The 23,259-nt window shown below is 59.6% G+C and carries 24 protein-coding genes; 21 read left to right on the top strand and 3 right to left on the bottom strand.

What is annotated here, in order from left to right; all coding sequences use genetic code 11:
• The 15 genes from ABJN75_RS09585 to ABJN75_RS09515 form a co-directional block, all read left to right on the top strand.
• A partial coding sequence (locus ABJN75_RS09585; RefSeq protein WP_348439099.1) for a transglycosylase SLT domain-containing protein occupies positions 1–412 on the top strand: 412 nt, incomplete at its 5' end.
• A gap of 280 nt (positions 413–692) precedes the next feature.
• Positions 693–1,364 (top strand): response regulator transcription factor, encoded by a 672-nt coding sequence (locus ABJN75_RS09580; RefSeq protein ID WP_348439097.1) that lies wholly within the window; start codon positions 693–695, stop codon positions 1,362–1,364.
• A 118-nt stretch (positions 1,365–1,482) separates the two neighbouring features.
• Positions 1,483–2,745, top strand: coding sequence for a flagellar hook protein FlgE (locus tag ABJN75_RS09575; RefSeq protein ID WP_348439095.1), 1,263 nt, complete (start codon positions 1,483–1,485; stop codon positions 2,743–2,745).
• 32 nt (positions 2,746–2,777) lie between these two features.
• Positions 2,778–4,241: a flagellar hook-associated protein FlgK gene (gene flgK / locus ABJN75_RS09570; RefSeq protein ID WP_348439093.1), complete on the top strand. Its 1,464-nt coding sequence runs from the start codon at positions 2,778–2,780 to the stop codon at positions 4,239–4,241.
• Positions 4,242–4,245: 4 nt separating this feature from the next.
• Positions 4,246–5,298 carry a flagellar hook-associated family protein gene (locus ABJN75_RS09565; RefSeq protein WP_348439091.1) on the top strand — a complete coding sequence of 351 codons (1,053 nt, stop codon included), beginning with the start codon at positions 4,246–4,248 and terminating at the stop codon, positions 5,296–5,298.
• A gap of 52 nt (positions 5,299–5,350) precedes the next feature.
• Positions 5,351–5,698, top strand: coding sequence for a flagellar biosynthesis regulator FlaF (gene flaF / locus ABJN75_RS09560; protein WP_348439089.1), 348 nt, complete (start codon positions 5,351–5,353; stop codon positions 5,696–5,698).
• Positions 5,695–6,144, top strand: coding sequence for a flagellar biosynthesis repressor FlbT (gene flbT / locus ABJN75_RS09555; RefSeq protein ID WP_348439087.1), 450 nt, complete (start codon positions 5,695–5,697; stop codon positions 6,142–6,144). Before flaF ends, flbT begins: the two co-directional genes overlap by 4 nt.
• Complete coding sequence (gene flgD, locus ABJN75_RS09550) at positions 6,135–6,539, top strand: flagellar hook assembly protein FlgD (RefSeq protein WP_348439085.1); 405 nt, start codon at positions 6,135–6,137, stop codon at positions 6,537–6,539. Before flbT ends, flgD begins: the two co-directional genes overlap by 10 nt.
• A gap of 60 nt (positions 6,540–6,599) precedes the next feature.
• A complete protein-coding gene (locus ABJN75_RS09545; protein WP_348439083.1) occupies positions 6,600–6,866 on the top strand; it encodes a flagellar biosynthetic protein FliQ in 267 nt (88 codons plus the stop codon).
• A gap of 245 nt (positions 6,867–7,111) precedes the next feature.
• On the top strand, positions 7,112–9,199 hold the full coding sequence (flhA, locus tag ABJN75_RS09540) for a flagellar biosynthesis protein FlhA (protein WP_348439081.1): 2,088 nt from the start codon (positions 7,112–7,114) through the stop codon (positions 9,197–9,199).
• Positions 9,196–9,951, top strand: coding sequence for a flagellar biosynthetic protein FliR (fliR, locus tag ABJN75_RS09535; RefSeq protein WP_348439079.1), 756 nt, complete (start codon positions 9,196–9,198; stop codon positions 9,949–9,951). Before flhA ends, fliR begins: the two co-directional genes overlap by 4 nt.
• A 1-nt stretch (position 9,952) precedes the next feature.
• Positions 9,953–10,360: a hypothetical protein gene (locus ABJN75_RS09530; protein WP_348439077.1), complete on the top strand. Its 408-nt coding sequence runs from the start codon at positions 9,953–9,955 to the stop codon at positions 10,358–10,360.
• 56 nt (positions 10,361–10,416) lie between these two features.
• Entirely contained in the window at positions 10,417–10,995 is a 579-nt protein-coding gene (locus tag ABJN75_RS09525; protein ID WP_348439075.1) for a rod-binding protein, read from the top strand.
• A gap of 5 nt (positions 10,996–11,000) precedes the next feature.
• On the top strand, positions 11,001–11,372 hold the full coding sequence (locus ABJN75_RS09520; protein WP_348439073.1) for a hypothetical protein: 372 nt from the start codon (positions 11,001–11,003) through the stop codon (positions 11,370–11,372).
• Entirely contained in the window at positions 11,369–11,911 is a 543-nt protein-coding gene (locus tag ABJN75_RS09515) for a hypothetical protein (protein ID WP_348439072.1), read from the top strand. Before ABJN75_RS09520 ends, ABJN75_RS09515 begins: the two co-directional genes overlap by 4 nt.
• A 92-nt stretch (positions 11,912–12,003) precedes the next feature.
• Here ABJN75_RS09515 and ABJN75_RS09510 read toward each other — a convergent pair whose 3' ends face one another.
• Positions 12,004–12,993, bottom strand: coding sequence for a glycosyltransferase (locus ABJN75_RS09510; RefSeq protein WP_348439070.1), 990 nt, complete (start codon positions 12,991–12,993; stop codon positions 12,004–12,006).
• A gap of 146 nt (positions 12,994–13,139) precedes the next feature.
• Here ABJN75_RS09510 and ABJN75_RS09505 point away from each other — a divergent pair, with 146 nt between their 5' ends.
• The 3 genes from ABJN75_RS09505 to ABJN75_RS09495 all read left to right on the top strand — a co-directional run bounded on the left by ABJN75_RS09505 (position 13,140) and on the right by ABJN75_RS09495 (position 16,142).
• Complete coding sequence (locus ABJN75_RS09505) at positions 13,140–14,312, top strand: glycosyltransferase family 4 protein (protein ID WP_348439068.1); 1,173 nt, start codon at positions 13,140–13,142, stop codon at positions 14,310–14,312.
• 128 nt (positions 14,313–14,440) lie between these two features.
• The gene (locus ABJN75_RS09500; protein WP_348439066.1) at positions 14,441–15,220 is read left to right on the top strand and encodes a WecB/TagA/CpsF family glycosyltransferase; all 780 of its coding nucleotides are present in this window, start codon (positions 14,441–14,443) and stop codon (positions 15,218–15,220) included.
• A 43-nt stretch (positions 15,221–15,263) separates the two neighbouring features.
• Positions 15,264–16,142 carry a DUF6492 family protein gene (locus tag ABJN75_RS09495; RefSeq protein ID WP_348439064.1) on the top strand — a complete coding sequence of 293 codons (879 nt, stop codon included), beginning with the start codon at positions 15,264–15,266 and terminating at the stop codon, positions 16,140–16,142.
• 70 nt (positions 16,143–16,212) lie between these two features.
• On the opposite strand, the gene ABJN75_RS09490 is transcribed toward ABJN75_RS09495, so the two are convergent.
• A complete protein-coding gene (locus ABJN75_RS09490; protein WP_348439062.1) occupies positions 16,213–17,478 on the bottom strand; it encodes a lipopolysaccharide biosynthesis protein in 1,266 nt (421 codons plus the stop codon).
• A 266-nt stretch (positions 17,479–17,744) separates the two neighbouring features.
• Between ABJN75_RS09490 and ABJN75_RS09485 the strand changes: the two genes are divergently transcribed.
• The 3 genes from ABJN75_RS09485 (at position 17,745) to ABJN75_RS09475 (ending at position 22,498) form a co-directional block, all read left to right on the top strand.
• A complete protein-coding gene (locus ABJN75_RS09485) occupies positions 17,745–20,624 on the top strand; it encodes a GNVR domain-containing protein (RefSeq protein WP_348439060.1) in 2,880 nt (959 codons plus the stop codon).
• 143 nt (positions 20,625–20,767) lie between these two features.
• Positions 20,768–21,667, top strand: coding sequence for a bifunctional methylenetetrahydrofolate dehydrogenase/methenyltetrahydrofolate cyclohydrolase FolD (gene folD, locus ABJN75_RS09480; RefSeq protein WP_348439058.1), 900 nt, complete (start codon positions 20,768–20,770; stop codon positions 21,665–21,667).
• A 354-nt stretch (positions 21,668–22,021) separates the two neighbouring features.
• A complete protein-coding gene (locus ABJN75_RS09475) occupies positions 22,022–22,498 on the top strand; it encodes a hemerythrin domain-containing protein (protein WP_348439056.1) in 477 nt (158 codons plus the stop codon).
• 119 nt (positions 22,499–22,617) lie between these two features.
• Here the strand turns inward: ABJN75_RS09475 and ABJN75_RS09470 are convergent.
• Positions 22,618–23,259, bottom strand: a 642-nt coding sequence (locus tag ABJN75_RS09470; protein ID WP_348439054.1) for a substrate-binding domain-containing protein, incomplete at its 5' end; no start/stop codon positions are given.

Genomic DNA, 23,259 nt, shown 5'->3' with positions numbered 1-23,259 from the left:
CCTGACCGAGACCGGACGGAAAGGCGCGCTCTATCCTTATGCTCTGAATATCGAGGGTCGAACGGTCTATGCAAAAAGCCGTAGCGAGGCGGTCAGGGAGTTCGAGCGCGCCCGTGCGGAAGGAAAAAGCCTGATTGATCTGGGCTGCATGCAGATCAACCATCATTATCATGGTGCCGAATTCAGGTCGGTGAACGCAATGCTTGATCCGCACGCCAATGTCGAATACGCCGCGCGATTTCTTGCCCGGCTTCATGCCCGTCATGAAACCTGGACGATGGCGGTTGCGCGTTATCATGCCGGCCCGAACAACGATCCTGCCCAAAAACGCTATGTCTGCCGGGTGATCGGAAATCTCGTCGCCACCGGTTACGGGGCATGGACGCCTCAGGCCAAATCATTCTGCGGCTGACACAACCTAAGCACGAAAATTGTTTGCTGCCGAAGTCAAAACCAATTTTGTCAACAATTTGGCAAAGGTTAACACTGCAAGAGAAAAATTAACTTTTTGTTAACGTTTCCACGGAAAAATAGTTGTTCTCCACCGGATATGCACAAGATATGGCCAAATCAGTGGAAAACATGGTTAATCAACTCTTAAAAGGTACCCTCCGAAATTCATAGTTTACCCAGAATCAGCGCCTTCGTAGGTCTAGGGTAACGTGGCACCACACTGATTCGGAGGCGGACGAATGATCGTAGTGGTTGATGACAGGCAATTGGTTAAAGACGGGTACACTTCCCTTTTCGGGCGGGAAGGTGTGCCGTCAGCCAGTTTTGATTCGATTGAATTTGGCGAGTGGGTAATTACCGCGGCGGATTCGGATCTGGAGGCCGTAGAGGCTTTCCTGATCGGCCAGGGTTCCCAGACCCTGGATCTCCCTAGGGCGATCCGGGATCGCTCGCAGGCTCCGGTGATCGCAGTCAGCGATACACCTTCGCTTGAATCGACATTGGCGTTCTTCGACAGCGGTGTCGACGATGTTGTGCGCAAGCCGGTTCACCCGCGTGAAATCCTGGCCCGGGCGGCGGCTATCAGGCGGCGTCTGAAGACCTTGACGAACCATGTCGACATCGGTCCCATCCGCGTCTTTTCAGACGGGCGGGATCCGGAGATCGAAGAGCAGACTTTCGCACTTCCAAGGCGCGAGCGGCGCATTCTTGAATATCTGGTCGCCAACCGCGGACGTAGAGTGACAAAACAGCAGATATTCAATGCCATCTACGGCATCTTTGACGAGGACGTCGAAGAGAATGTGGTCGAAAGCCACATCTCCAAACTGCGCAAGAAACTGCGCAAGCGCCTCGGCTTTGATCCGATCGATTCCAAGCGGTTCCTTGGCTACCTGATCGACTGGAATTGAACCTGTCATCACCGGCTGTATGAACTCGGTCTTTGATCAATTCCAGCGCTCAGGGAAACAGGTTCACGCAAGGCCCGCCAGCTAGTCTGGAACTCCGTAGAAAACGAGGGATGAAGCGATGAGCCTTTATGGAATGATGAGCACCGGCGCCTCCGGAATGAACGCTCAGGCAAACAGGTTGAGCACGGTTGCCGACAACATCGCCAACGCCAACACGACCGGCTACAAAAAAGCCTCGGTTCAGTTCTCGTCGCTGGTCTTGCCAGGTGCCAACAGCTCCTACAATTCCGGCGCTGTTTCGACCGATGTGCGCTATGCGGTTTCCGAGCCGGGCACTCTCGAATTCACATCCTCAAGCACGGACCTGGCGATCGATGGTGACGGCTTTTTCATCGTCGAGGACAGCAACGGCATCCCTTTCCTGACCCGCGCCGGATCCTTTGTTCCCGATGGCGATGGCAATCTGGTCAACGCCGCCGGTTACACATTGCTCGGATACGACTACGAAAGTGGTGTACCCGCGCCCGTGGTCAACGGCTTCGATGGCCTGGTTCCGGTCAACATTTCATCTGGCAGCCTCACGGCCAATCCTTCCACGACCGGTATCTTCTCGGCCAATCTTGACGCCGGCGAAGCGATTGTTCCGGCAGCAGATCTTCCGTCCACAAACACCGCGACCGCTGAGTACTCCCACAAGAGTTCGCTGGTGGCATACGATAATCTTGGTGGTGAAGTGCTGCTTGATTTCTATTACACCAAGACAGCCGATAACACCTGGGAAGTCTCGGTCTTTGACCGTGACGGCGCCACTCCCGGGACGTCCTTCCCGTACGCTTCGGCTGCGTTGGCAACCACCACGCTGACCTTTGATCCGTTGAACAAGGGATTGCTGGCGTCAACCAGCCCGACCGATATTGCGCTGACCGTGCCTGGCGGTGATGCTCTGACAATCGACCTGTCGGACATGACCCAGCTCGATTACAGCTTCACGGTGCAGAACGCCGACGTCGACGGCAACTCGCCGAGCGCTGTCAGCGATGTGGTGATTTCCGATGACGGCACGATCTTCGCCAAGCAGGAAAATGGCGAACTCAAACCGCTTTATCGCATCGCGCTTGCCAGCGTTTCCAGCCCGGACAAGCTCCAGCCGATTGCAGGCAACGTTTATCAGCAAGGCGTGGATTCCGGGGTCATCACCACCGGGTTTGCCGGTTCCGGCGGCTTTGGCCAGATCGTTTCCGGTGCGCTGGAAAGCTCGAATGTCGATATGGCGCAGGAACTGACAGACATGATTGCGTCGCAGCGCAGTTACACCGCCAACTCAAAGGTATTCCAGACAGGTTCCGATCTGATGGATGTGCTCGTTAACCTCAAACGATAGATCCGCGGTTGGGACGACAGAAAGGCTAACGCATGTCTTTATCATCGGCGATCAATTCGGCGCAGACATCCTTGTCGAATTACGCGACGCAGACAAACATCTTGTCGAGCAATATCTCCAATGCGTCCAACACCGAATACTCGCGGCGAAACGCGGCGCTGGCCACATCGCTGGCCGGCGCACAGGTTGTCACCATACAGCGGGCTCAGGACGAGGTTCTGTTCCGCACTTCCATGACCAGCACATCGACCGCGAGTGGTCAGGACACCCTGCTCAACGGGCTATCCGGCCTCAAGGATTCCTTCGGCGGCAACGACTATGAGCGCGCGCCGGTCTCCTTGATCGCCACAATGCGCGATACGCTGTCGGGCTACGCGGCCAAACCAGGCGAAAGCACACTGGCGCAAACCGCCGTGGCGGACGCCAGTACAGCTGCAGCAGGATTGCGGGATGCGTCCGCAGCGGTCCAGGACGCCAGGCTTCAGGCTGATCAGGAGATAAAGCGCCAGGTTCATACGCTCAACGAATTGCTGGCGGATTTCGAGACCAACAACAAGGCGGTGTACAGCGGCACGCAAACAGGCAAGGATGTCAGCGCCGAACTCGATCAACGGGATTCGCTTCTCAAGCAGATTTCCGAAATAGTCGGAGTGACCACGGTTACCCGGACCGGCAATGACATGGCGCTCTATACCTCCAGCGGGATTACCTTGTTCGAATCGGTGGCAAGGCCGGTGACATTTGAATCGTCGTCCGGATTCGCCGCCGGCATTGATGGCAATTCAGTTTATATCGATGGCGTGGCCCTGGCCGCGGGTGAAGGCGCGACCACCACAGCGCGCGGATCGTTGCAGGCGCTGCTGCAGATCCGCGACGACTACGCACCGGCCCTTCAGGACCAGCTCGACGAGATGGCGAGAGCGCTCGTCGTCACTTTCGCCGAGACAGATCAGTCAGCGGTTCCCGTGTTGCCCGATGCGCCAGGACTTTTCACCTGGAGCGGCGGCACGGTTCCCGGCGGCGCGACGATTGTCCCAGGCATCGCGGCCAGCATCACGGTCAATCCGGCCCTGGTTCAATCACTTGGCGGCGATCCGCAATTGCTGCGCGATGGCGGCATCAACGGCGCTTCCTACAATGCCAATCCAGGGGGAGGCGCCGGCTTCTCGTCTCTTCTGGACAGCTATGTGCTGGCGCTGGAGGAACCCATGGCATTCGATCCGGCTGCCGGACTTTCGTCTTCCTCGAGTGTTCTGGATTTTGCCGCCGACTCGGTCGGATGGCTTGAACTCAATCGCAGCGAAGCAGCGTCAGCCCACGAAACGCGCGAAGCAACGCGTTTCCGGGCGACCGAAGCGTTGTCAAACGCGACCGGCGTTTCCCTCGATGAAGAGTTGTCTTTGCTGCTTGAACTGGAGCAGTCCTACAAGGCTTCGGCCCGCCTGATTTCAGTTGTCGACGAAATGCTAAACGCGCTTATGGCGGCGGCGGGGTAAGGCCATGAAAACCAGCTTCGTATCCAATCTTGCGATGCAGAACTCGATGCGGCTGACAATCGCCCGCGGGGAGAATGAAGTGCAAACGCTTCAGACCGAAATCGTCACCGGGCGCTATTACGATATAGGACTGGCCCTGGGTGCGAAAACGTCGAACAGCGTATCGCTAAACCAGGATGTCTCCCGCCTGAAGACCATCCAGGATTCCAATGCGCTCGTGACCCAGCGGATGTCCGCGTCCCAGTTGGCACTCGACCTGATGGCCGACAGCGCACAGCAGATGCTTGAAGCCTTCATCACGGTCAACGGCTCCGATGATGCCAACAATCTTCAGATTGCGCGCCGGGATGTTGAATCTTCACTCGGCTCGTTCAATGTGGCCGCCAACACGTCGTCCAACGGCGAGTATCTTTTCTCCGGCATCAACACCAACACCAAGCCTGTTGCAGACTATTTTGAAGCCGGCTCAGCGGCAAAGACGGCATTTGACACCATGTTCGTGGGCCGTTTCGGTTTCTCCCAGAATGATCCGCAAGCCGCAGGCATCACAGCCGCTGACATGGAAGACTTCATTACCAACGATCTTGAACCGGCATTTATGGGAGCCGACTGGAACACGAATTGGTCCAGTGCATCCGACACAAATATTTCTAGCCGGATCCTGGGCAATGAGGTGGTCGAATCCAGCGTCAACGCAAATTCCGACGGCATGCGCAAATTCGCACTGGCGGCAGTTATCGGCATCGAGCTCCTGGGGTCGCCGGTCACCAGTGAGGTCCGCAACGTCGTCAATACCAAGGCAATCGAGTATGCCGGGCAGGCTGTAACCGGTATCGACAACCAGCGCAGCAATCTCGGTGTGTCCGAAAACCGGGTTGCCAAAGCCAATGACGCGCTGGAATCCCAGATGGATATCATCACCTTGTATCTGGACGAAATGGAGGGCGTGGATGCTTACGAGGCTTCCACACGGATGCAGACATTGCTGGATCAGGTAGAGACGTCCTACGCGCTCACCGCCCGGATACAGCAGATGAGTCTGGTCAATTACTTATAACAGCGTGGCCTGGGGTTGCCGGGCAAAGTGGACAAACATGAAGGGCGTCTGAATGTACCAGTTTTCATATGCGGATGTGCAGGAGGATGGGGTTGCCGAAGCGCGTGAGCGTGAACGAGGCGCAATCAACCATTCCATCTCGCTTTTGACCGCTGCCAAGACCAATGGGCTTGAATCCCGCGACGCCATTGAAGCGGTCTATTTCGTCAGCCGTCTTTGGGTGCGTTTCGTCGAAGACCTGGCCTCGCCTGATAATCAACTGTCCCAGGAACTCCGGGCCAATCTCATCTCGATAGGGATCTGGATTATCAGGGAAGCCGAGCGCATCAGGTTGCGCCAGTCGGAAAATTTTCAGGGCATCATCGATATTTCAATCATCATCAGGGACGGGCTGAAATGAAAAGTTCACTGCGCATTTCTTTGAAGGCAGGCGAACGCATCTTCATCAACGGAGCCGTACTCCGGGTCGACCGAAAGGTGGCGTTGGAATTTCTCAACGACGTGACCTTCCTGCTCGAAAACCACGTGCTACAGCCCGAACAGGCGACAACGCCGCTACGGCAGCTCTATTTCATCGTTCAGATGATGCTGATCAATCCCGAAGGTGCCGACCAGGCCATGAACATGTTCCGCAAATCGGTGGTCATGCTTCTGGCCTGCTTCAAGAACGACGAAGTGCTCACCGAACTCAAGCACATTGACGGCATGGTCACCCAGGGCCGCGCATTCGAGGCGCTCAAGGCTATTCGTGCGCTGTATCCCACCGAGGAGCAGGTCCTCAACACCTCGGATATGCCGGTCGGCACCATCGAACAAATCCGCAGGGAGCTTGCACCATGGTCGTAAACGCAGTTTCAACTACCACAGCCGCCACAACCACCTCGGCAGCAGACGCAGCCGCCAAGAAGACCGGAATCGATTACGATACCTTCCTCACCCTGCTGGTGGAGCAGATGAAGAGCCAGGATCCCACCGATCCGATGGACGCGACCGAACAGATCGCGCAGCTTGCGACGTTCAGCCAGGTCGAGCAGACGATCCAGACCAACAAGAACCTGGAAATGCTGCTGCAATCATCCAATCTCAGTCAGGCAGGCTCGTTGATCGGGCGCTCGCTGACCAGCGCTGACCAGACCGTGTCCGGTGTGGTCAATGAGGTCCGCGTAACTGACACCGGTTTGACCGCCGTGCTTGCCAGCGGCGTGGAAGTCGCCGTAACTTCCGGTGTCACGATCCGGTAGATTGTCCGGCAGGCGGGCCCAAGCTCCGTTTGTTCTCGCCCATCATGGAAATGCCCTGAGATGAACGAAGCCGACGCCCTTGATATTGTCCAGACCATGATCTGGACCGTGCTGGTCTCTTCCGGACCGGCCGTGTTCGTGGCGATGTTCGTCGGTGTCGGGATCGCCTTCATCCAGGCGTTGACCCAGGTTCAGGAAATCACCCTGACCTTCGTGCCCAAAATCGTCGCCATTCTGATCACCGTGGCAGTTTCCGCGCCCTTCGTGGGCGCGCAGATATCGACCTTCACCAACGTCGTCTTCCAGCGCATCGAAACCGGTTTCTGACCAGCTGCACGCACGGCCGGAGATCTGGTGCGCGTCTCCTGATCCCGTTTGAGTGCGAGCCGCATCAGCGCATTTCCGCAAATGGCCGGCAGGACGCCCGTTATCGGCTCGGATGCAGCGCCGGTGGGCGCTTTCGTCAGGACAGGACCTGCCTTGCCACCTTCGCGCAAGCTTCGCCTCTTACGGTCCGGCTCACCAATTGCGCTCGCATGATGCCGGCGCTGTGATCCGGAGCTCCGCACACAATGGCCGATCCGCAGGCGCTGGCGATCCAGAAGACAAGTTTCCAGGGAAAGGACATGGGCTTTGCCTTCGGCATTGTCGTCATCCTTTCGATTCTGTTCCTGCCGATTCCGGCATTTCTCATCGATCTCGGCCTGGCGTTTTCCATCGCCTTCTCTGTTCTCATCCTGATGGTGGCGCTGTGGATCAAACGGCCACTTGATTTTTCTTCGTTCCCCACCATCCTGCTGATCGCGACGATGATGCGGCTTTCGCTCAACATCGCGACCACCCGCGTCATTCTTTCGGAAGGACATCTGGGTCCCGATGCCGCCGGACAGGTGATCGGCGGATTTTCCCAGATGGTGATGTCCGGTGATTTCGTCATCGGCGTCATCGTCTTTCTCATTCTGGTGACGGTGAATTTCATCGTGATCACCAAGGGCGCGACCCGCATCGCCGAAGTCGGCGCGCGCTTCACTCTCGACGCCATCCCCGGCAAGCAGATGGCCATCGACGCCGACCTTTCAGCCGGCATGATCAATGACAAGCAGGCGCACGACCGCCGTCGCGAACTGGAGATGGAAAGCTCGTTCTTCGGCTCCATGGACGGCGCATCGAAATTCGTGCGTGGCGATGCCATCGCCGGCCTGCTGATCACCGGCATCAACATGTTTGGCGGCGTCATCATCGGCTATGCCCGCCACGACATGCAGATTGGCGAAGCGGCGGATGTTTTTGTCAGGCTGTCGGTGGGTGACGGACTGGTCAGCCAGATCCCGGCCCTGATCGTTTCGCTCGCCGCCGGCCTGCTGGTCTCCCGCGGCGGTCAGCTCGGCACCACCGATGAAGCTGTGATCGATCAGCTGGCCGGTTATCCGCGCGCGCTGTTCGCGGCGTCGGGATTGTTGTTCCTGCTCGCGCTGATGCCCGGCCTGCCGTTCTTGCCATTCGTGTTCCTGGCTTCGGTCATGGCCTTTGGCAGCTGGCTTATTCCGCGCCAGCGCGATCGCAAGGCCCGCGCCGAAGCGCAGGAAGTTCACCGCAGCGAGCAAGAGGAAAAGGACAAGGAAAAGGATTCGGTCAAGTCGATCCTGAAGACCGCGGAAATCGAGCTGGTGCTTGGCAAGCAGGTCGCAACCAAACTGCTCGGATCTCATGAGGAACTGGCGTTCCGCGTCGCCAAGATGCGCAAGAAATTCGCCACCCAGTTTGGTTTCGTTGTCCCTGAAATCAAGGTCACCGACGATATCTCGATCAAGGACAAGAGCTACCAGATCCGCATTCACGGCACCACGGTGGCCGCCAATGATCTCAGGGTGGGAGAGTTGATGGTCGTGCTCGCCGGCGCCCGCCGGCCTTCGCTTCCGGGCGATGAGATCCGCGAGCCCGCGTTTGGACTGCCGGCGCTATCGGTTCCCGAGAGCTTTGCCGAAGATCTCAAGCGCGAAGGCTTTCAGCCGATCGACAATGTCTCCGTCGTGCTGACCCATCTTTCCGAGGTGATCCGCAACAACCTGCCGCAACTGCTGTCCTACAAGGACATGAAGATCCTGATCGACAGGCTCGACCCTGAATACCGCAAGCTCGCCGACGAGATCTGCACATCGCACATGTCCTATTCCGGCTTCCAGGCGGTTCTCAAGCTGCTGCTCGCCGAACGCGTCTCGATCCGCAACCTGCATCTCATTCTCGAAGCAGTCGCCGAACTCGCCCCGCATGTGCGCAAGACCGAGCAGATCGTCGAGCACGTCCGCATCCGCATGGCTCAGCAGCTTTGCGGCGATATCGCCCGCAACGGACAACTCAACGTTCTCCGGCTTGGCAACCGGTGGGATCTTGCTTTCCATCAGGCGCTCAAGCGCGATCCCAAGGGCGAGGTGATCGAATTCGACATTGATCCGCGGATGCTCGAGGAGTTTTCCGAAGAAGCGACCAAGGTGGTCCGCGAGCACATGGACAAGGGCGTTCCCTTCGTACTTGTCACATCGCCGGACTCCAGGCCCTATGTCCGCATGATCGTCGAGCGGATCTTCGCCACCCTGCCGGTGCTCTCCCACGTCGAGATTGCAAAGGGCATCGAAGTCAAGCTTCTCGGCTCGATTTCGTGATCGAGGATCCGCAAGGCACGATACTGGCGCTCTTCGCGGCCTTCTGCCGGATCGGCGCGTGCATCATGGTGCTTCCGGGGTTTTCCAGTTTTCGCGTTCCGGTGCAGATCCGGCTGCTTCTAGCCGTCGCTGTCTCGATGGCGTTGCTGCCCGTCATGTGGGATACGATCTATCCCAGGGTTCAGGGCGGCGGCAGCGGCTATATTCTCCTGATCGGCGCCGAAATGCTGATCGGCGTCACCATGGGGCTGATCGCGCGCTACATCGTTCTTGCGCTTCAGTTCGCCGGTACCGGGATTTCCATGGCGATCGGCTTCAACTCCGCGCCCGGGGGCGGGATCATCGAGAACGAACCTGAAGGCCACGTCACGTCACTGATCACTTTCACAGCGCTGTTCGTGCTGTTCCTCAGTGATTTTCATCATCTGGTGATCGCCGCGCTGGTGCGGTCCTACACATTCATGCCGCTCGGCTCCGGCTTCGATCCGCAAATGGCCCTGATGACGCTGACGGACACATTGGCCGGAGCCTTCCTGCTGGTGCTCCGGCTGGCCAGTCCGTTTCTCGCCTACGGGCTGATATTCAACCTGTCGATTGGCATGGTCAACAAGCTGTCGCCGCAGATTCCGGTCTACTTCATCTCCATTCCGTTCATCCTGTTCGGTGGCCTGGTCCTGTTCTACTTCGGGTCCAGATCGTTCTTCACCCTGTTCGTCGCGGGTTTTGAACCGTTGTATCTGGGCTTGCCCTGAGATGGTTGCGTCGCGTGCCCAGAAACTGGCCCGCCTGGTCCGCGTTCAGCGGCAGATCGAGCGCATGACGGAAAACGAACTGTCACACATAATGCGCGAGCAGGCGTCTGCTGATGCTTCCCAGGATGCACTGGTCGACGCGATCGGCTCCTTCGATCCGATCCACACCGCAATGTCGCATCAATACGCCATGCGCTTTCAACGCCTTTCCGCCAGATCGCAGCAACTCTCCGGCATGAAGGCCGTGCAGGAGAAGCGGGTGCTGATCGAGAAAACCAAAGCCGACCGGTTGCAGGAACAGGCGGGAAAGGCCGCCGAGAGCGAAGACCGGACTGCGTCCGATGAAACCCTGCTGGATCTGCTGGAGGCATCGCTTGCCGCGCCGCCACAAAGCACAAGGCCAGCGTAAGCTTCATCGGTGATAATGACTGATCATTTCCGGTCAATTGCTGCGAGGGAAGTTCTTTGTCCATACAAACGGCAACCGATCTCATACTTGATGTGGTCAAGGCGGCGGATCCTGCCATGGCTCAAAAGGCGGAGGCCCTGCTTGAGGCTGCGTCGATCCGCAAGTCCGGGCAGGCAGCAGCCACTCCGGCCTTTGAAAATCAGTTGCTTGCCTCCAGCGATGGGTCCGGCGTGACGGTGTCAACCGGACCGGTTGCGCAAGCCACACAAGACAAGGCCGCTGAATCCTACCAGCGCTTCGAGGCCATGATCCTGCAGAATTTTATCGGCTCCATGCTGCCCTCCGACGGTGAGGAGCTTTATGGCAAGGGAACCGCGGGTGAAATCTGGAAGGGCATGCTGGCCGAGCAGTTGGGTTCGGCGCTGGCCAAGGGTGGCGGCATCGGCATTGCGGAACGCATGCTGGCCAACAGGTTTGACGCAGAGCTCAAACCGGAAGCTGCCAATGGCGTTACTTCCAATGTGTCAAATCGGGCCACAAGCCTGGTCAATGAAGTCCAGAAGCAGATTTTCGCCGACATTTCCGCCAATGGCGAACCTGTCGGCGCATCTGAACAAACCAGTCGTGGAGCATAACCCAAATGATCGAACAGATTTCCCGAGACCAGCGCATCAACGGTGTGTTGTCCCGCCTGGGCGCCGTCATTGATACCGAGAATGCCGCCATTGGCGCGAATTCGAAGTTCGATTTCACCCACTCGAATGTGCTCAAAAGCCGGTGTCTCTACGATATGACGATGTTGTTTCGCGGGGTCAGCATTTCCGATCTGAACGAGGAGCAGCAGAAGCTTCTCAAAGCCGTCAACGAGAAGCTCAGTCTCAACAGCCTCAAGGTCCGCGCGCATATGGAAGCCGTTCGCGGCATCGCCGATCTGATCAAGGAAACAGTCGCTGCGTCAGAAGCGGATGGAACCTACTCCGCGGACCAGTTCAGGGCTACTGAATTGTCATGATCAAGCTCCTGATCACAGGCGTCTGGATTTGTGGAGTGGCGCTTGCTTCGGTCTATTTTTCGGTCCAGGCCGCCAACAAGCCGGAACAGGTCGAGCCTGATCCGGCGATGTTCGGCGGTCTTGAAACCATTCGCGGCGAAGTCACCTCCATTCCGGTGATCAGCGACGGTGCGGTGCAGGGCTATTTCCTCACCCGGCTGTCCTACACGATCGAACCGGAGAAGGCGAAGCTGCTGACGATTCCGCTGCCGGACCTGGTAACAGACGCGCTTTATACCGCGCTTGTCGGGGAGCAGGTCATTGATTTTTCGGGCACAAAGAAATTTGATCTCGATACCTTCAAGTCAAAGGTCAAGGACACGCTCAACGACCGGCTTGGCGAAGTTGTGTTTCACGATGTGATTGTCGAGCAAATCGATTTCCTGTCGAAAGCCGATATCCGTTCCAACATGCGCAGAGGCAACTTTACGCTCAACAAGGGCGCACCGGTGGGGGAAACCGACGCTCAGCCGGCTGAGGAAACTGCCCCCACCCATTGAACAAGCAGATCAGGCCCCGCACTCGAAAAAGGGAGCAGGGGGCTTGCGAGCCGGCACCTTGATGCCGCATCAAACGCCCGGTACCGGAGCGCTCAGTTGCTTTCCGGGTTGCGGTATTGCTCGTTGACAAGGCCGAACTCTTCCATCAAGCGGCCCAGCGCCACCTGGATATGATAGAGTCCGATCACCGCAGAACCGGTCTGCAGTCCCAGCCTCAGGCCTCGCCACGGCGACGCCGCCAGCAGGGCGACAGATTTTGCAAACGTCCGGATCCGTCCCTGCATCCCAGGCCATTGCCGTTTTTCCAGAATTGACGAGATGGCGCCGTTTCTCAGCGAGCGCGCATTGAGCCAGGAAAACTCGGCCCGCCTCGACAACAAGGTCTCCATCACCGCAGCCTCCGCGCACCAGGCAAAGCTGAATCCGCGGGCCTTTGCCCGGCGGTAGAAATCGCTGTCGCCGCCGCCGATGAAATTGAACGCCGGATCGAGAAAGGGCCTCGGCATGATGTCGAGAACAGGACGCGAGATCAGCACGTTGCCCGACGAATAGAGGATCGGTACCGGGCCGGTTTCGCGGTAATGCGGAGTGAACACCGGATGCCTGCGCCAGCCGTCAAGCGTCTTGTCTGCAAACACCGGAATCTGCGGTCCACCGACCAGATCGGCGCCTGTAGTCTGTGCGGTCTTGATCAGGCCTGACAACCAGCCGGGACCCGCGATCTCGTCGTCATCGATCACGGCGATATGGGTGAGTTTCGGAAACTCGTTGAGAGCCGTATCCCAGCCGGCATTGTACGCATGGCAATTGCCCCGCCTGTGCGCCACGATGACGATTCCCTTGACATAGGAGTTTTCCAGCCAGTCGGCTGCCGCCCGCGCGCCCTCAAGACCTTCGGCGTCATTGTCCATGACGATGATGGCGGTGTCGCTTCCCAGTCCCTGCGCCTGCAGCGAATCCAGTGTCGTGATCAGATGATCCGGCCGGCGGAAGGTCGGAAGCGTCACGACAACGCGGATCGTCTCCGGCTTCAAGCCGGCGGAACGTGCGTGCTCGGAAACGGAAGCTGGATCAGGTATCATGGGCGGGCATCCGGTTGTTGAACCGCCATCCAACCACATGAATCTGAAGAATGCCTGAAAACGACCTGCGGTATTTGATGCGCAGGCTTAATGCGCTCTTTAATCCGCTCGGTTACAGTCAGACACTGTATCAGAATGGAATTCGCATGCATTTTGTCTTCATTTCCTCGCTGGTCCCGGTCCAGGCGCCGGCCTCCGGCTATGACATTGCCAACCGGGTGATCGTCGACGCCATCCGGCTGATCGGCCACAAGGTTTCGGTAATCGGTTTCCTGCAGCCAGGCCACCAGCCCGCAGCACCTGAGGATACCCGTCTTCTGGGACGGCTCGAGGTGACCAATGCCCGTGTGACTAAACTGAAAAAGGCGCTGTGGCTCAAGGATGCCTTTCTCCATGGCGAACCGGTATCCGTGGCGAAGATGCATGCGGCCGCGCCATCGCAGATTCGCGCCGCACTGGATGCACTGGGCGAGATTGACGGGCTGATCCTCAACTCGGTGCAATTGCCGGGCGCTTTTCTGGACATCTTCAGGGCGTGGCCGTGTACTTTCATCGCCCACAATGTCGAGGCCCGAAGTGCGGCTGACAATGCCGCCGGAGCAGGCGATCCGCTGACCCGGTTCCTGTTTGCCCGCGACGCGCGCATCCTTGCCAAACTGGAGCGGGAACTTTGTGCTGCGTCACGGCACGTTTTCACCCTCGCCGAGGCAGATCGCGGCGAACTCGGTGTCGGGCGGGATGAGCACTCCACCACGCTGCCGCTGGTCACTTCCGTGACGCCGCCCGGCGGGCCCGTGCCTCGCGCGCCACTTTATGATGCCGGCATGATCGGATCCTGGACCTGGACCGCCAATCGCGCCGGCCTTGACTGGTTCATCGCCGAGGTGGTTCCGCGCCTGCCGTCGGATTTCCGGATAGGCGTTGCCGGCGGAACCGGGGCGGACGTACCGGTGGCTCCGGACAATGTGACCTTTCTCGGCCGGGTCGATGATGCCCGCGAATTTGTCCGCTCCTGCCGGGTGATCCCGCTGATTTCACGCACCGGCACCGGCGTGCAGCTCAAAACCATCGAGACCTTCGAAATGGGGCTGCCATCGGTTGCCACCCGCAACGCCTTGCGCGGGATATCGCGGCCGCCGCCCAACTGCGTTCCCGCCGATGATCCTGAAGCCTTTGCTTCGGCACTTGTTGAAACGGTCGGCCGCTCACGCAGCGGCGAACGTCTCGACAGCGACGGACGCGCCTTCCATGCCCACCAGCTATCGGGCTTGAGCGATGCCCTGAGCCGTGGTCTTGGATGCCTGGATGGGAAGGGTTAACAAACTGTAAATCAAAGACTTAACCGAGATATCTGAATGGCGATGCGCAGACGTTAAGAAACTGCTAACAAGAACACGTGAGGCGGCACATGAGGGTAAGTCCGCATCTGGGCAAGCGTGGAGTTGAAATGCCGGCAATGAAACAGGATCAGCACCGCGACATCATTGGCATTCGGGTGGCCGCACTCGGATGGCGCGAGGCGTTGGACAGCTTGACGCGCCAGCTTGATGAAGACGGGCCGCAACGCATCTTCAATTTCCTCAACGCCAACAATGCCAATCTGGCCATGCGTGATGCCGGTTACCGGCAGGGGCTGTCCAGATGCGAGGTTCTGCCTGATGGAGTCGGTGTCGAAATCGCCTCGCGCACGCTGCACGGCATTTCCTTTCCGGCCAATCTGAATGGCACCGATTTCATCCCGGCGCTGCTGGTGCATGCGGAGCGCCCGCTCAAGGTGGCGCTGATCGGTGCGCGCCCGGAAAAGCTCGCCGGTGCGGTAAAGAACTTCAAGATCATGACGCCCTGGCACGAGTTTTACCCGGTATCAGACGGTTTCTTTGACAAGTCCGACAGTTCGGAAGTTCTGGAAAAGCTTGCGCAGATCAATCCGGACATCACCCTTGTCGCGATGGGCACTCCGCAGCAGGAGATCTGGATCGACAACAACATCCGGCAGGGCCATGGCCGCATGGTGTTCGGTGTAGGCGCGTTGTTCGATTTCGTCTCCGGCTCGGTGCAGCGCGCGCCGATGATGGTTCGCCACCTGAAGCTCGAATGGGTCTGGCGGCTCATTCAGGAGCCATCGCGCCTGTGGTACCGCTACATCGTCGGCAATCCGGTTTTCCTCTTCCATGTCTTCCGGTACAAGCTTCGCGGCGCGCACCGGAATTCCGAAATTCCGGCCTGATTGCCGAGATGAGTCAAACCTTCCGTCACCGACCGGGATCGTCATGAAAACAGCTGTGATGACCGCTTCCTATGCCGGCGACTTTGATCGCTGCGCGCTTCTGTGTGAAAGCATGGATCGCTTGATGCGCGGAGAGTGGCGTCATTATATCCTGGTCGAGCGCGCAGACGTCGAACGGTTCCGGACCCTTGAAGGTCCGAAGCGGACCGTGGTCAGCGAAGCCGAGTTGTTCCCGTTCTGGCTGCGCTCGATGCCCGATCCGCTCAGTCTGGGCCGACGCCGGCTCTGGCTCAGCCCGTTCTCCGCGCCGTTGCGCGGGTGGCATGCCCAGCAGATCCGCCGGCTGGCGATGGCGCGCCATGTCGATGCCGATACGCTGCTTTCCATCGATTCCGATGTCGTGCTGGTCCGGCCCTTCGATCCCGCCGATCTCTGGAACGGAAACCGCCTGCGCATGTTCCGCGCCGACAATGGCGCCATTCACGCAACACCCGGCCATCTTGCCTGGCTCGCCCATGCGGGCAGCATTCTGGGCCTGCCGCGCCGGCCCGATCCGGCGCATGATTATATTTCCAACATGGTGGCCTGGCGGGTGGATAGCGCGCGTGCGCTGCTCGATTATATCGAGACACACACCGGCAAGGGCTGGGTCAGAGCCGTGATTTCATCGCGGGCCATATCGGAATGCATGATCTATGGCCGTTTTGTCGACGAGATCCTGGACGGTGCCGGACACTATCCCGACGACCGCTCGCTGTCTCACGTGCTGTGGTTCAGGGAAACCTTTCCGCAAACCCCCGAAGGGCTCGATCAGTTCATGCGCGAACTCAAGCCCGACCAGATCGCCATCGGCGTCCAGTCGTTTGTCGATCATCCCTTGTCCGAAATTCGCCGCGCGGCTTTTTCAGTCACGGACGAATAGGAAGACCAGGGGAGAGCGGGAGCCGTTCTTCTGCTGCGGCGCCTCGAGATCCGTGCCGATCGAGGTGGCGTCAGATCGGCCGCTTCTCGATCGATCGAAGCGCCCGGAATGTCATCAGCGCCGACTGTACGTACAGCACCAGGAAGGCCGCATTCAGCAGCCCGACCCAGACCGGCGTATCGAACTGCATCCCCAGCACATAAGCCAGCAGCAGGGCTTTCATGACGGCAAGCGACGTCAGCACCAGCATGCGAATGAATGTCCGGCCCGTCGCATAGAGCAGTTCCGAATGATACTCGATGAGATTGCGGAATGCCGGAACCAGCGCGACCAGAATCAGCAGCGGCGCTGCTTCGGAAACATTCTTGCCCAGTGCATTGGGAAAGATCCACAGGAACCCGGCCATGCCCAGAAGACCCGCGGTCGACACCGATGCCACCGCACCTTCCAGCATGACCCGGGTCTTGAGGTCATTGAGCATTGCCGAATTGCGCATCAGCCGTTGCGTGAGCACCGTGAGGAAGGCGCGAACCGGAAGCGCGGTCAGATCGACAAGCCGCATGATCATGGCATAGATCCCGGCGGCTGCGGGCCCGCCCAGCGCGAGCACCAGAATCTTGTCGAGTTCGGACTGCACATAAAACAGCATCTCGGCGCCGGCCACCGACACCGCATCGGCCCAGCGCCTGAGATACAGCGCGGGCTTCCAGCGCAGCTTTATCTTTGGATAGAAGAAGGCCACCGCGATGATCGCGGCAAGATCATTGGCGAGAATGTAATAGGTTGCCCAGACTTCCAGCGATCCGTCCGTCAGCCAGCTGAACAGCACCGCAGCAATGGTCTTGAACGACGTGGCGATCACCACCAGCACCGAGCCTGCCGCAAACCGGTTGACGCCGTAGCTGACAATCACCGCGATTTCCATCAGCCGCCAGCACAGGACTTCGGCCAGAATGATCTTGGCGAATGTGACGATGTCCATCTGACCCGCGAAGATCAAGGCATGGGTTGCCCAGGCGGCAAGCGCGATCACCGGGATCGACAGCACCATGCCGCCCAGAAAGCCTGCGGTGTAGGTGCCGAGCAGGCGCCTCTTGACCGTGGCGATCCTGTAAAGCGGCGACACGAACCCGAACGCCAGCAATCGTGACAGCATGATTCCGCAAGCCGAAGCGGTGGCGAAAAGGCCGAATTCGCTGATCGACAGGGTGTTGGCAATCGCAATGAAATAGACAAGCGAAATGACCAGCCGTCCGGCTGATCCGCCGATCATGGACAGATAGGCCCGGATCGAGCTGCGGTATGTGCTTGTGAAGTTTTTCAGGCGAGCAATCATGAGTACCGTGTCAGGGGGCGAATGCGAGTGCCGCAATCGCCGTTGCAGTTGTTAACACCTAGCTGAAATTTGTTAATTCGAGGTTTGGCAGCCGCTGACAGTGCAATTTTGGGATTTTTCCGCCAGGCGACCGCAAACCGCCAAATTCGCGAAATTATTGGCGATAATTCGTTTCTCGGCCGGAAATTAACCTTTTGTTACCCATGAATTTATAGCTTGCTTTAACGAAGTTGAAATTTTGCCAGCAAGGGTGGCTTAAGCCAGACATGAGCGATTCCACCAAAGACCGTAGGCAACATGTTCGGCGGGGTTCGCTGCTCGACCATCTGGGCGATGCGGAACCTTCGTCGTCACGTCTGCGCGCCGCTCCGCCCGGAACGGTCGATGGGCGCGACAATGGCCAACTCTACGGCAAGCCTGCAGCCGCGCGTCCCGCGCCGTCTTTGCTGGCCACCCCGGTGCGGACCGCGCGTGTTTCCACCGCCCGTTATGCCCGCGACAATAACGCCGGCGTGACGTCATCCCGGGTGGATGCCGCCACGCCGCCGGAGCAGCCGCAGCCGGTCCGCTCGGAGCAGGAGAAATTCGGGGACAGGATTTCGCGATTGATTGGCGCGATCCCCTCCCGCGACAGCAAGGCCAACCCCCGCGTGGCGCCGGAACAACCGGCTGCGCCACGTAACCCAAGGCCGGAACAATCGGCATCCCCCCGAAACATGGATGCTTCCGAGCCGGCCATGGCGCACCAGGCGCCCCCGCAGCCCGAACCCCGTGAGCATGGTTATGCGCCATCGCCCGAAACGTCACAGCGGCAGAGCCAGCGCCATGACGATCACTATCACTGGCATGCCGCCTCCAATGCAGTCGGTTCGGACAACGCGTCGCGTCCGCTGCTGGATGCTTCCATCCTGATTTCCGCCGTCGTGCGTTACAGGTACCTGATCGGCGCCGCCGCGATTGCCGGTGCTGTGCTCGGTGTTGCCGTGGCCTTGTCTACGCCGCACAAATACTACGCCGAAAGCCGGCTTTTCGTTGATCCGCGGGAAATTCGCGTCACCGAAGATGACATCAGGAACCAGCAGCTTTCCACCGAGGCGATGCTGGCGATCACCGACAGCCAGTTGCAGATTCTCTCGTCCACCAGCGTTCTTGAAAAAGTTGCCGCCGATCTCGGGCTGGAGCGGGATCCGGAATTCAACGGATCGCTTCGTTCCGGCGGTATCAGCGGGGGACTGGCGCTGATCAAGGAAATCTTCACCGGTCGGGGCGGTCCGTCCGATGCCGAGCAGAAGGCGCTGGAAAAACTGCGCGATTCGCTGAGCGTATCGCGCGATTCAAAGACCTTTGTCATCATCATCGGCATAAGCTCGGGGGATCCCAAAAAATCCGCCCTGATCGCCAATCAGATTGTCGAGACCTACCTGGATTCAGAAGGCCAGGCCCAATCCAGCCTGCTTGAGCGGACGTCGGAATCCATCGACACCCGGATCAACGCGCTGCGCTCCGATCTGGATGCGGCCGAGCGCGAGGTCGAAAAGTTCAAGGCCGAAAACGGGCTTGTCGGCGTCGGTGGCCAGTATATCGATGACAAGGTCATCCTGGCGCTCAGCGACCAGCTGGCCAATGCGCGCGCCATGAAGGTTGGTATCCGGGTCAAGGCCAACAACCTCGCCAAGGTCAATATCAACGATGTCCTGTCGGGCGCGTTTCCGGAAGAGCTGCTGTCGAGCAATCTCACCGAGTTGCGCAAACAATACACCGAGACCAAATCAACCGCCGATTCGCTGGCAACCGGGCTCGGGCCGAGGCACCCGCAATACATTGCCGCCAAGTCCGCGCTCGACACGATCACGAATGAAATCAGCGCCGAACTGCGCCGCATTGTTGCAAGTTCCCAGACAGAGCTGCAGCGTGCGGTCGAGACCGAGCAGGAACTGGCCAGCCAGATGGCTGTTGCCAAGAGCCGGGCGATCGATCAATCGGTGGAACTCGTCACCTTGCGCGAACTCGAGCGCAAGGCCACCGCCACCCGCGGCATCTATGAAGCTTTCCTGACCCGCTCGCGTGAAACCAGCGAACGCTCCAACTTCACCACGCGCAATGTCCGCGTCATCTCGCCTGCCGAAGCGCCGCTTAATCCAATGGGCCCGTCGCGCAAGCTGATGGTCGTTGGCGGACTGTTCGGTGGCCTGTTCGCCGGCATCGGGCTGGCGCTGCTGGCTGGCGCGGCTGAAAGCATTCGTGCCTACAATGCCGGTCCGGTGCAGGCCAGATTCCAGACCCCGCCTTTCGGCGGTTATCCCGGCGCGCCGGATCCTGGCCCCCGGTCGCCTTCCGGTGGTCCCTCCCGGCGCAGCTGGGCAGGCCGCGACGAGGACGCCGCCGAGGGCTTCGATCAGGACTTCGACAGGGCCGCTGACCGGGCGACGGCGAGGGCATTCGCCGCACCTCACCAGCCCGCCACCGCACAGGATGCCGGTCTGCCATCGGCCCCGTCCCGTTCGGCGCCAGAATCCCGCCCGGTGCCGGAGCAGGGCGGGTATCAATACGCCAACCAGGACCCGGCGACTGCCAACGGTTATGGTGCAAACTCGGGCTTGCAGCCCCGGAACGAAACCGCCGGTGCTCGTATCGGGCAGCCGCTCTGGTCGGCCTATCCCGCCCGGAGCCATGTTCAGCCGCAGCCCTCTTTGTCCTATCCCCCTCAGCCCGTGCCGGCCGCTGATCCCTATGCGGCGTTTCATCACGCGCCGCATTCCGGTTATGCCGCACCACAGGCCGCCGACGGCATGACGCAACCGCAGAACTGTTTGACACAGCAAGGCGCAGCCCCTCCGCAGCAGCCTCAGTTTTATGCGGCCGGCCATTTTGCCGCCCAACAACCGGCAATGGCGGCGCCTGTCTGGCCGCAGCCCGCGTCAGCACCCGTTTCAGCCCCTGCTCCAGCCGCCGGACCGGCCATGCACTACCCGGCTCCCCAGCAGCCTGCGGCGCCGTTTCATCCCTCCGCACCGGTCCATGATTGGGGCCAGCCGGCGCCCTCGGCTCAGCCAGTCCGGCACGATACCGTTGACCGGATCCGCCGCGACATGGATGTGCTGCGATCCAGGATTGATGGCTATGGCACCTCGCGCCGTCGCGGCTGACGCCAAAGCCGGGTTGTTTTTGACATGGAAGGACGCAAAAAGGCTATCAGCCCGTGCGTCGGGTTTCGTAGTGTCGCCCACAAGACCACGCGTCATGGCTGATCCCTTGGCGGCGCGCGGCACGATATCGGGAAGGACTGGTAATGGCGAAGGTGATTGACGGCAAGGCCGTCGCGGCGGAGGTTGTCGAGCAGGTGACCGCGGCAAGTGCGGCGCTTGAGGCAAAGACCGGCCTCCGTCCGGGTCTTGCCGTGGTGATTGTCGGCAATGATCCCGCGTCGCATGTCTATGTGTCGTCCAAAAGCCGCATGGCCAAACAATGCGGCTTCAAGTCGGTGCAGCACACACTGCCCGAAGATACCACCCAGGCCGAGCTTCAGGCGCTGGTCGGCACCCTGAATGAAGATCCCGAGATCCACGGCATTCTGGTGCAGTTGCCGTTGCCCACGCACCTTGACTCCGACGCGGTGATCCAGTCGATCAGGTCAGAAAAGGATGTTGACGGCCTGCATGTGGTCAATGCCGGCAAGCTGATGACGGGTGATCTCGATGGGGGCCTGATTTCCTGCACCCCGGCAGGCGCCATGCTGTTTGTCCGCCAGACCCACGGCGGCGACCTGTCGGGTCTCAATGCCGTGGTGATCGGTCGCTCCAACCTGTTCGGCAAGCCGATGTCGGCGCTGCTGCTCGCCGCCAATGCCACCGTCACCACCGCGCATTCGCGCACCAAGGATCTGGCCGGCGTCTGCCGCAATGCCGATATTCTGGTTGCCGCCGTCGGCCGGCCGCAAATGGTCAAGGCCAGTTGGGTCAAGCCCGGCGCCACGGTGATCGACGTCGGCATCAACCGCATCGATGCCCCCGAACGCGGAGCGGGCAAGACCCGGCTGGTCGGCGATGTCGCCTTTGACGAATGCGCGGAAGTTGCCAGCGTCATCACCCCGGTTCCCGGCGGTGTCGGCCCGATGACCATCGCCATGCTGATGGCCAACACGGTGACCGCCGCCATGCGCGCCAACGGCATGAAACCGCCGTCGTTCTGACGCGTGTCGCGCAAAAGTGTCCCGCGGTTTTGCGATAACGACATGCTCAAACAAAGAGCCAACGCGCGTCACCTGACTCCGTTGAAATGCGACCTGCGTCAGCTCTGAACCGGTAAATCCACCCCGGTCTCGGGGGAGCGTTTTGATCACCGTTACGAGCATCTCGCGGGCCAACGCCCGCCGGGAAGCAAGGCCGCTCGCCCCGGAGACCCGGTTCCCCTGTCGTCGCCTATGACCGGCCTATCTCCTGGGTTACTGGCTGTACACCGATGATTTCGCCGCGCCTTGTGGAACCATCCGTGCTTCCGTTGTGTTGACCCTGTTGATGCCAACAGCAACGACCGGAGAAGATCCATGCCGACAATTTACGAAGCCATAAAAAAAGATCACGATGAACACCGCGCGCTTCTGGCGACGATCGCTGACAGCGCGAAGGGCAAGAGTGATCGAAAACAGGCTTGGGATCGCTTCTACCATGACGTCAAAGCCCATGCCGCGGCTGAAGAAGAGACGTTTTATTCCAAGCTGATTTCGAAGACCTGGGGCCAGGATGCTGCCCGGCATTCTGTTCATGAGCACCAGCAACTTGATGATCTGATGGAAGAGTTGAACGGCATGGCCGTGGATGACGATGGGTGGTCCGACAAGTTCGGCAAACTCAAACATGACTATGAGCACCATATCGACGAGGAAGAAGATGACGTCTTCACCCGTGCCCGCGAGGTCATCGATGATGCCGAGATCGAGGGGTTTGGCAGCCGCTTCCTTCAGCGCAAGTCCGAAGAGGCCGGGCTGATTGACGAGAAGCGGTCCGACAGCCTCGAAGACTGACGGAATTTTTCCTTGTCTCCCCGTGCCTGCGCTGCGCCATGATCAACGTGGCACAGCGCGGCATGCAGCGCTCGCCCTCTGGTGAGGTCAAATTGCCGGTCGTCCCGAGGGGTGGCCAGCTATTCGGCAGCCAGCGCCACGCCTGATCTCTTTCGCGCAGCCGGGGCAGGGCCGGTTGTGGCGCGCACGATCAACTCCACCGGCCAGACCTCTTGCACCGACCCGGTTTCCGCACCCAGGATGATGTCGACAAGCCGTTCGCAGACGCGTGCCCCGGCGGCCCGGATTGACGAGCGCGTCGTGGTCAGCGGCACTGTGAAGCTTTCCGGCTTGAGGAATGGAAACACATCGTCATGGGTGATGATCGAGACGTCGTCGGGCATCCGCAGTTTCAACTGGTTGAAGGCGCGAACAATCCCCAGCGTCGAAAACATCGAAGCGCTGAGCACGCCGGTCGGCCGGGTCGCCGGATCGGCGTCGCGAAACAGCGTCATGGCCAGCCGGTAGCCGTTTTCCTCGTTCATCGCCGCTGAATGCTGGACCAGCGCCCAGTCCGGCAGGCCGTACTCGCGCAACGCGCGGCGCACGCCGTCGAGCCGGTGCACGGCGAAGGTGAAGTCGGTGTCGCCATTGATGAAGGCCAGCCGTGTGTGCCCCAGTTGCAACAACAGTCGTGCGGCGTTGTAAAATGCACCCTCGTTGTCGATGTCGAGGCAGGCATATCCCTTCGAGGGGTGCAGCGCCCGGCCATGCGCCAGAAA

Origin of the sequence: Hoeflea sp., from assembly GCF_039975035.1 — a bacterium.
Lineage (GTDB): Bacteria > Pseudomonadota > Alphaproteobacteria > Rhizobiales > Rhizobiaceae > Hoeflea.
The sequence above is the reverse complement of the archived record's forward strand: the minus strand, read 5'-3'. Positions and strand labels throughout refer to the sequence as shown.

Coding starts and splice junctions, on each gene's coding strand:
- ABJN75_RS09490 (WP_348439062.1), bottom strand. CDS start 17,478: ATGATTGCTCGCCTGAAAAACTTCACAAGCACATACCGCAGCTCGATC.
- ABJN75_RS09485 (WP_348439060.1), top strand. CDS start 17,745: ATGAGCGATTCCACCAAAGACCGTAGGCAACATGTTCGGCGGGGTTCG.
- flgK (WP_348439093.1), top strand. CDS start 2,778: ATGTCTTTATCATCGGCGATCAATTCGGCGCAGACATCCTTGTCGAAT.
- ABJN75_RS09545 (WP_348439083.1), top strand. CDS start 6,600: ATGAACGAAGCCGACGCCCTTGATATTGTCCAGACCATGATCTGGACC.
- ABJN75_RS09505 (WP_348439068.1), top strand. CDS start 13,140: ATGCATTTTGTCTTCATTTCCTCGCTGGTCCCGGTCCAGGCGCCGGCC.
- ABJN75_RS09500 (WP_348439066.1), top strand. CDS start 14,441: ATGCCGGCAATGAAACAGGATCAGCACCGCGACATCATTGGCATTCGG.
- flgD (WP_348439085.1), top strand. CDS start 6,135: ATGGTCGTAAACGCAGTTTCAACTACCACAGCCGCCACAACCACCTCG.
- ABJN75_RS09515 (WP_348439072.1), top strand. CDS start 11,369: ATGATCAAGCTCCTGATCACAGGCGTCTGGATTTGTGGAGTGGCGCTT.
- folD (WP_348439058.1), top strand. CDS start 20,768: ATGGCGAAGGTGATTGACGGCAAGGCCGTCGCGGCGGAGGTTGTCGAG.
- ABJN75_RS09580 (WP_348439097.1), top strand. CDS start 693: ATGATCGTAGTGGTTGATGACAGGCAATTGGTTAAAGACGGGTACACT.
- flbT (WP_348439087.1), top strand. CDS start 5,695: ATGAAAAGTTCACTGCGCATTTCTTTGAAGGCAGGCGAACGCATCTTC.
- flaF (WP_348439089.1), top strand. CDS start 5,351: ATGTACCAGTTTTCATATGCGGATGTGCAGGAGGATGGGGTTGCCGAA.
- ABJN75_RS09475 (WP_348439056.1), top strand. CDS start 22,022: ATGCCGACAATTTACGAAGCCATAAAAAAAGATCACGATGAACACCGC.
- ABJN75_RS09495 (WP_348439064.1), top strand. CDS start 15,264: ATGAAAACAGCTGTGATGACCGCTTCCTATGCCGGCGACTTTGATCGC.
- ABJN75_RS09565 (WP_348439091.1), top strand. CDS start 4,246: ATGAAAACCAGCTTCGTATCCAATCTTGCGATGCAGAACTCGATGCGG.
- ABJN75_RS09510 (WP_348439070.1), bottom strand. CDS start 12,993: ATGATACCTGATCCAGCTTCCGTTTCCGAGCACGCACGTTCCGCCGGC.
- ABJN75_RS09520 (WP_348439073.1), top strand. CDS start 11,001: ATGATCGAACAGATTTCCCGAGACCAGCGCATCAACGGTGTGTTGTCC.
- ABJN75_RS09530 (WP_348439077.1), top strand. CDS start 9,953: ATGGTTGCGTCGCGTGCCCAGAAACTGGCCCGCCTGGTCCGCGTTCAG.
- flhA (WP_348439081.1), top strand. CDS start 7,112: ATGGCCGATCCGCAGGCGCTGGCGATCCAGAAGACAAGTTTCCAGGGA.
- ABJN75_RS09575 (WP_348439095.1), top strand. CDS start 1,483: ATGAGCCTTTATGGAATGATGAGCACCGGCGCCTCCGGAATGAACGCT.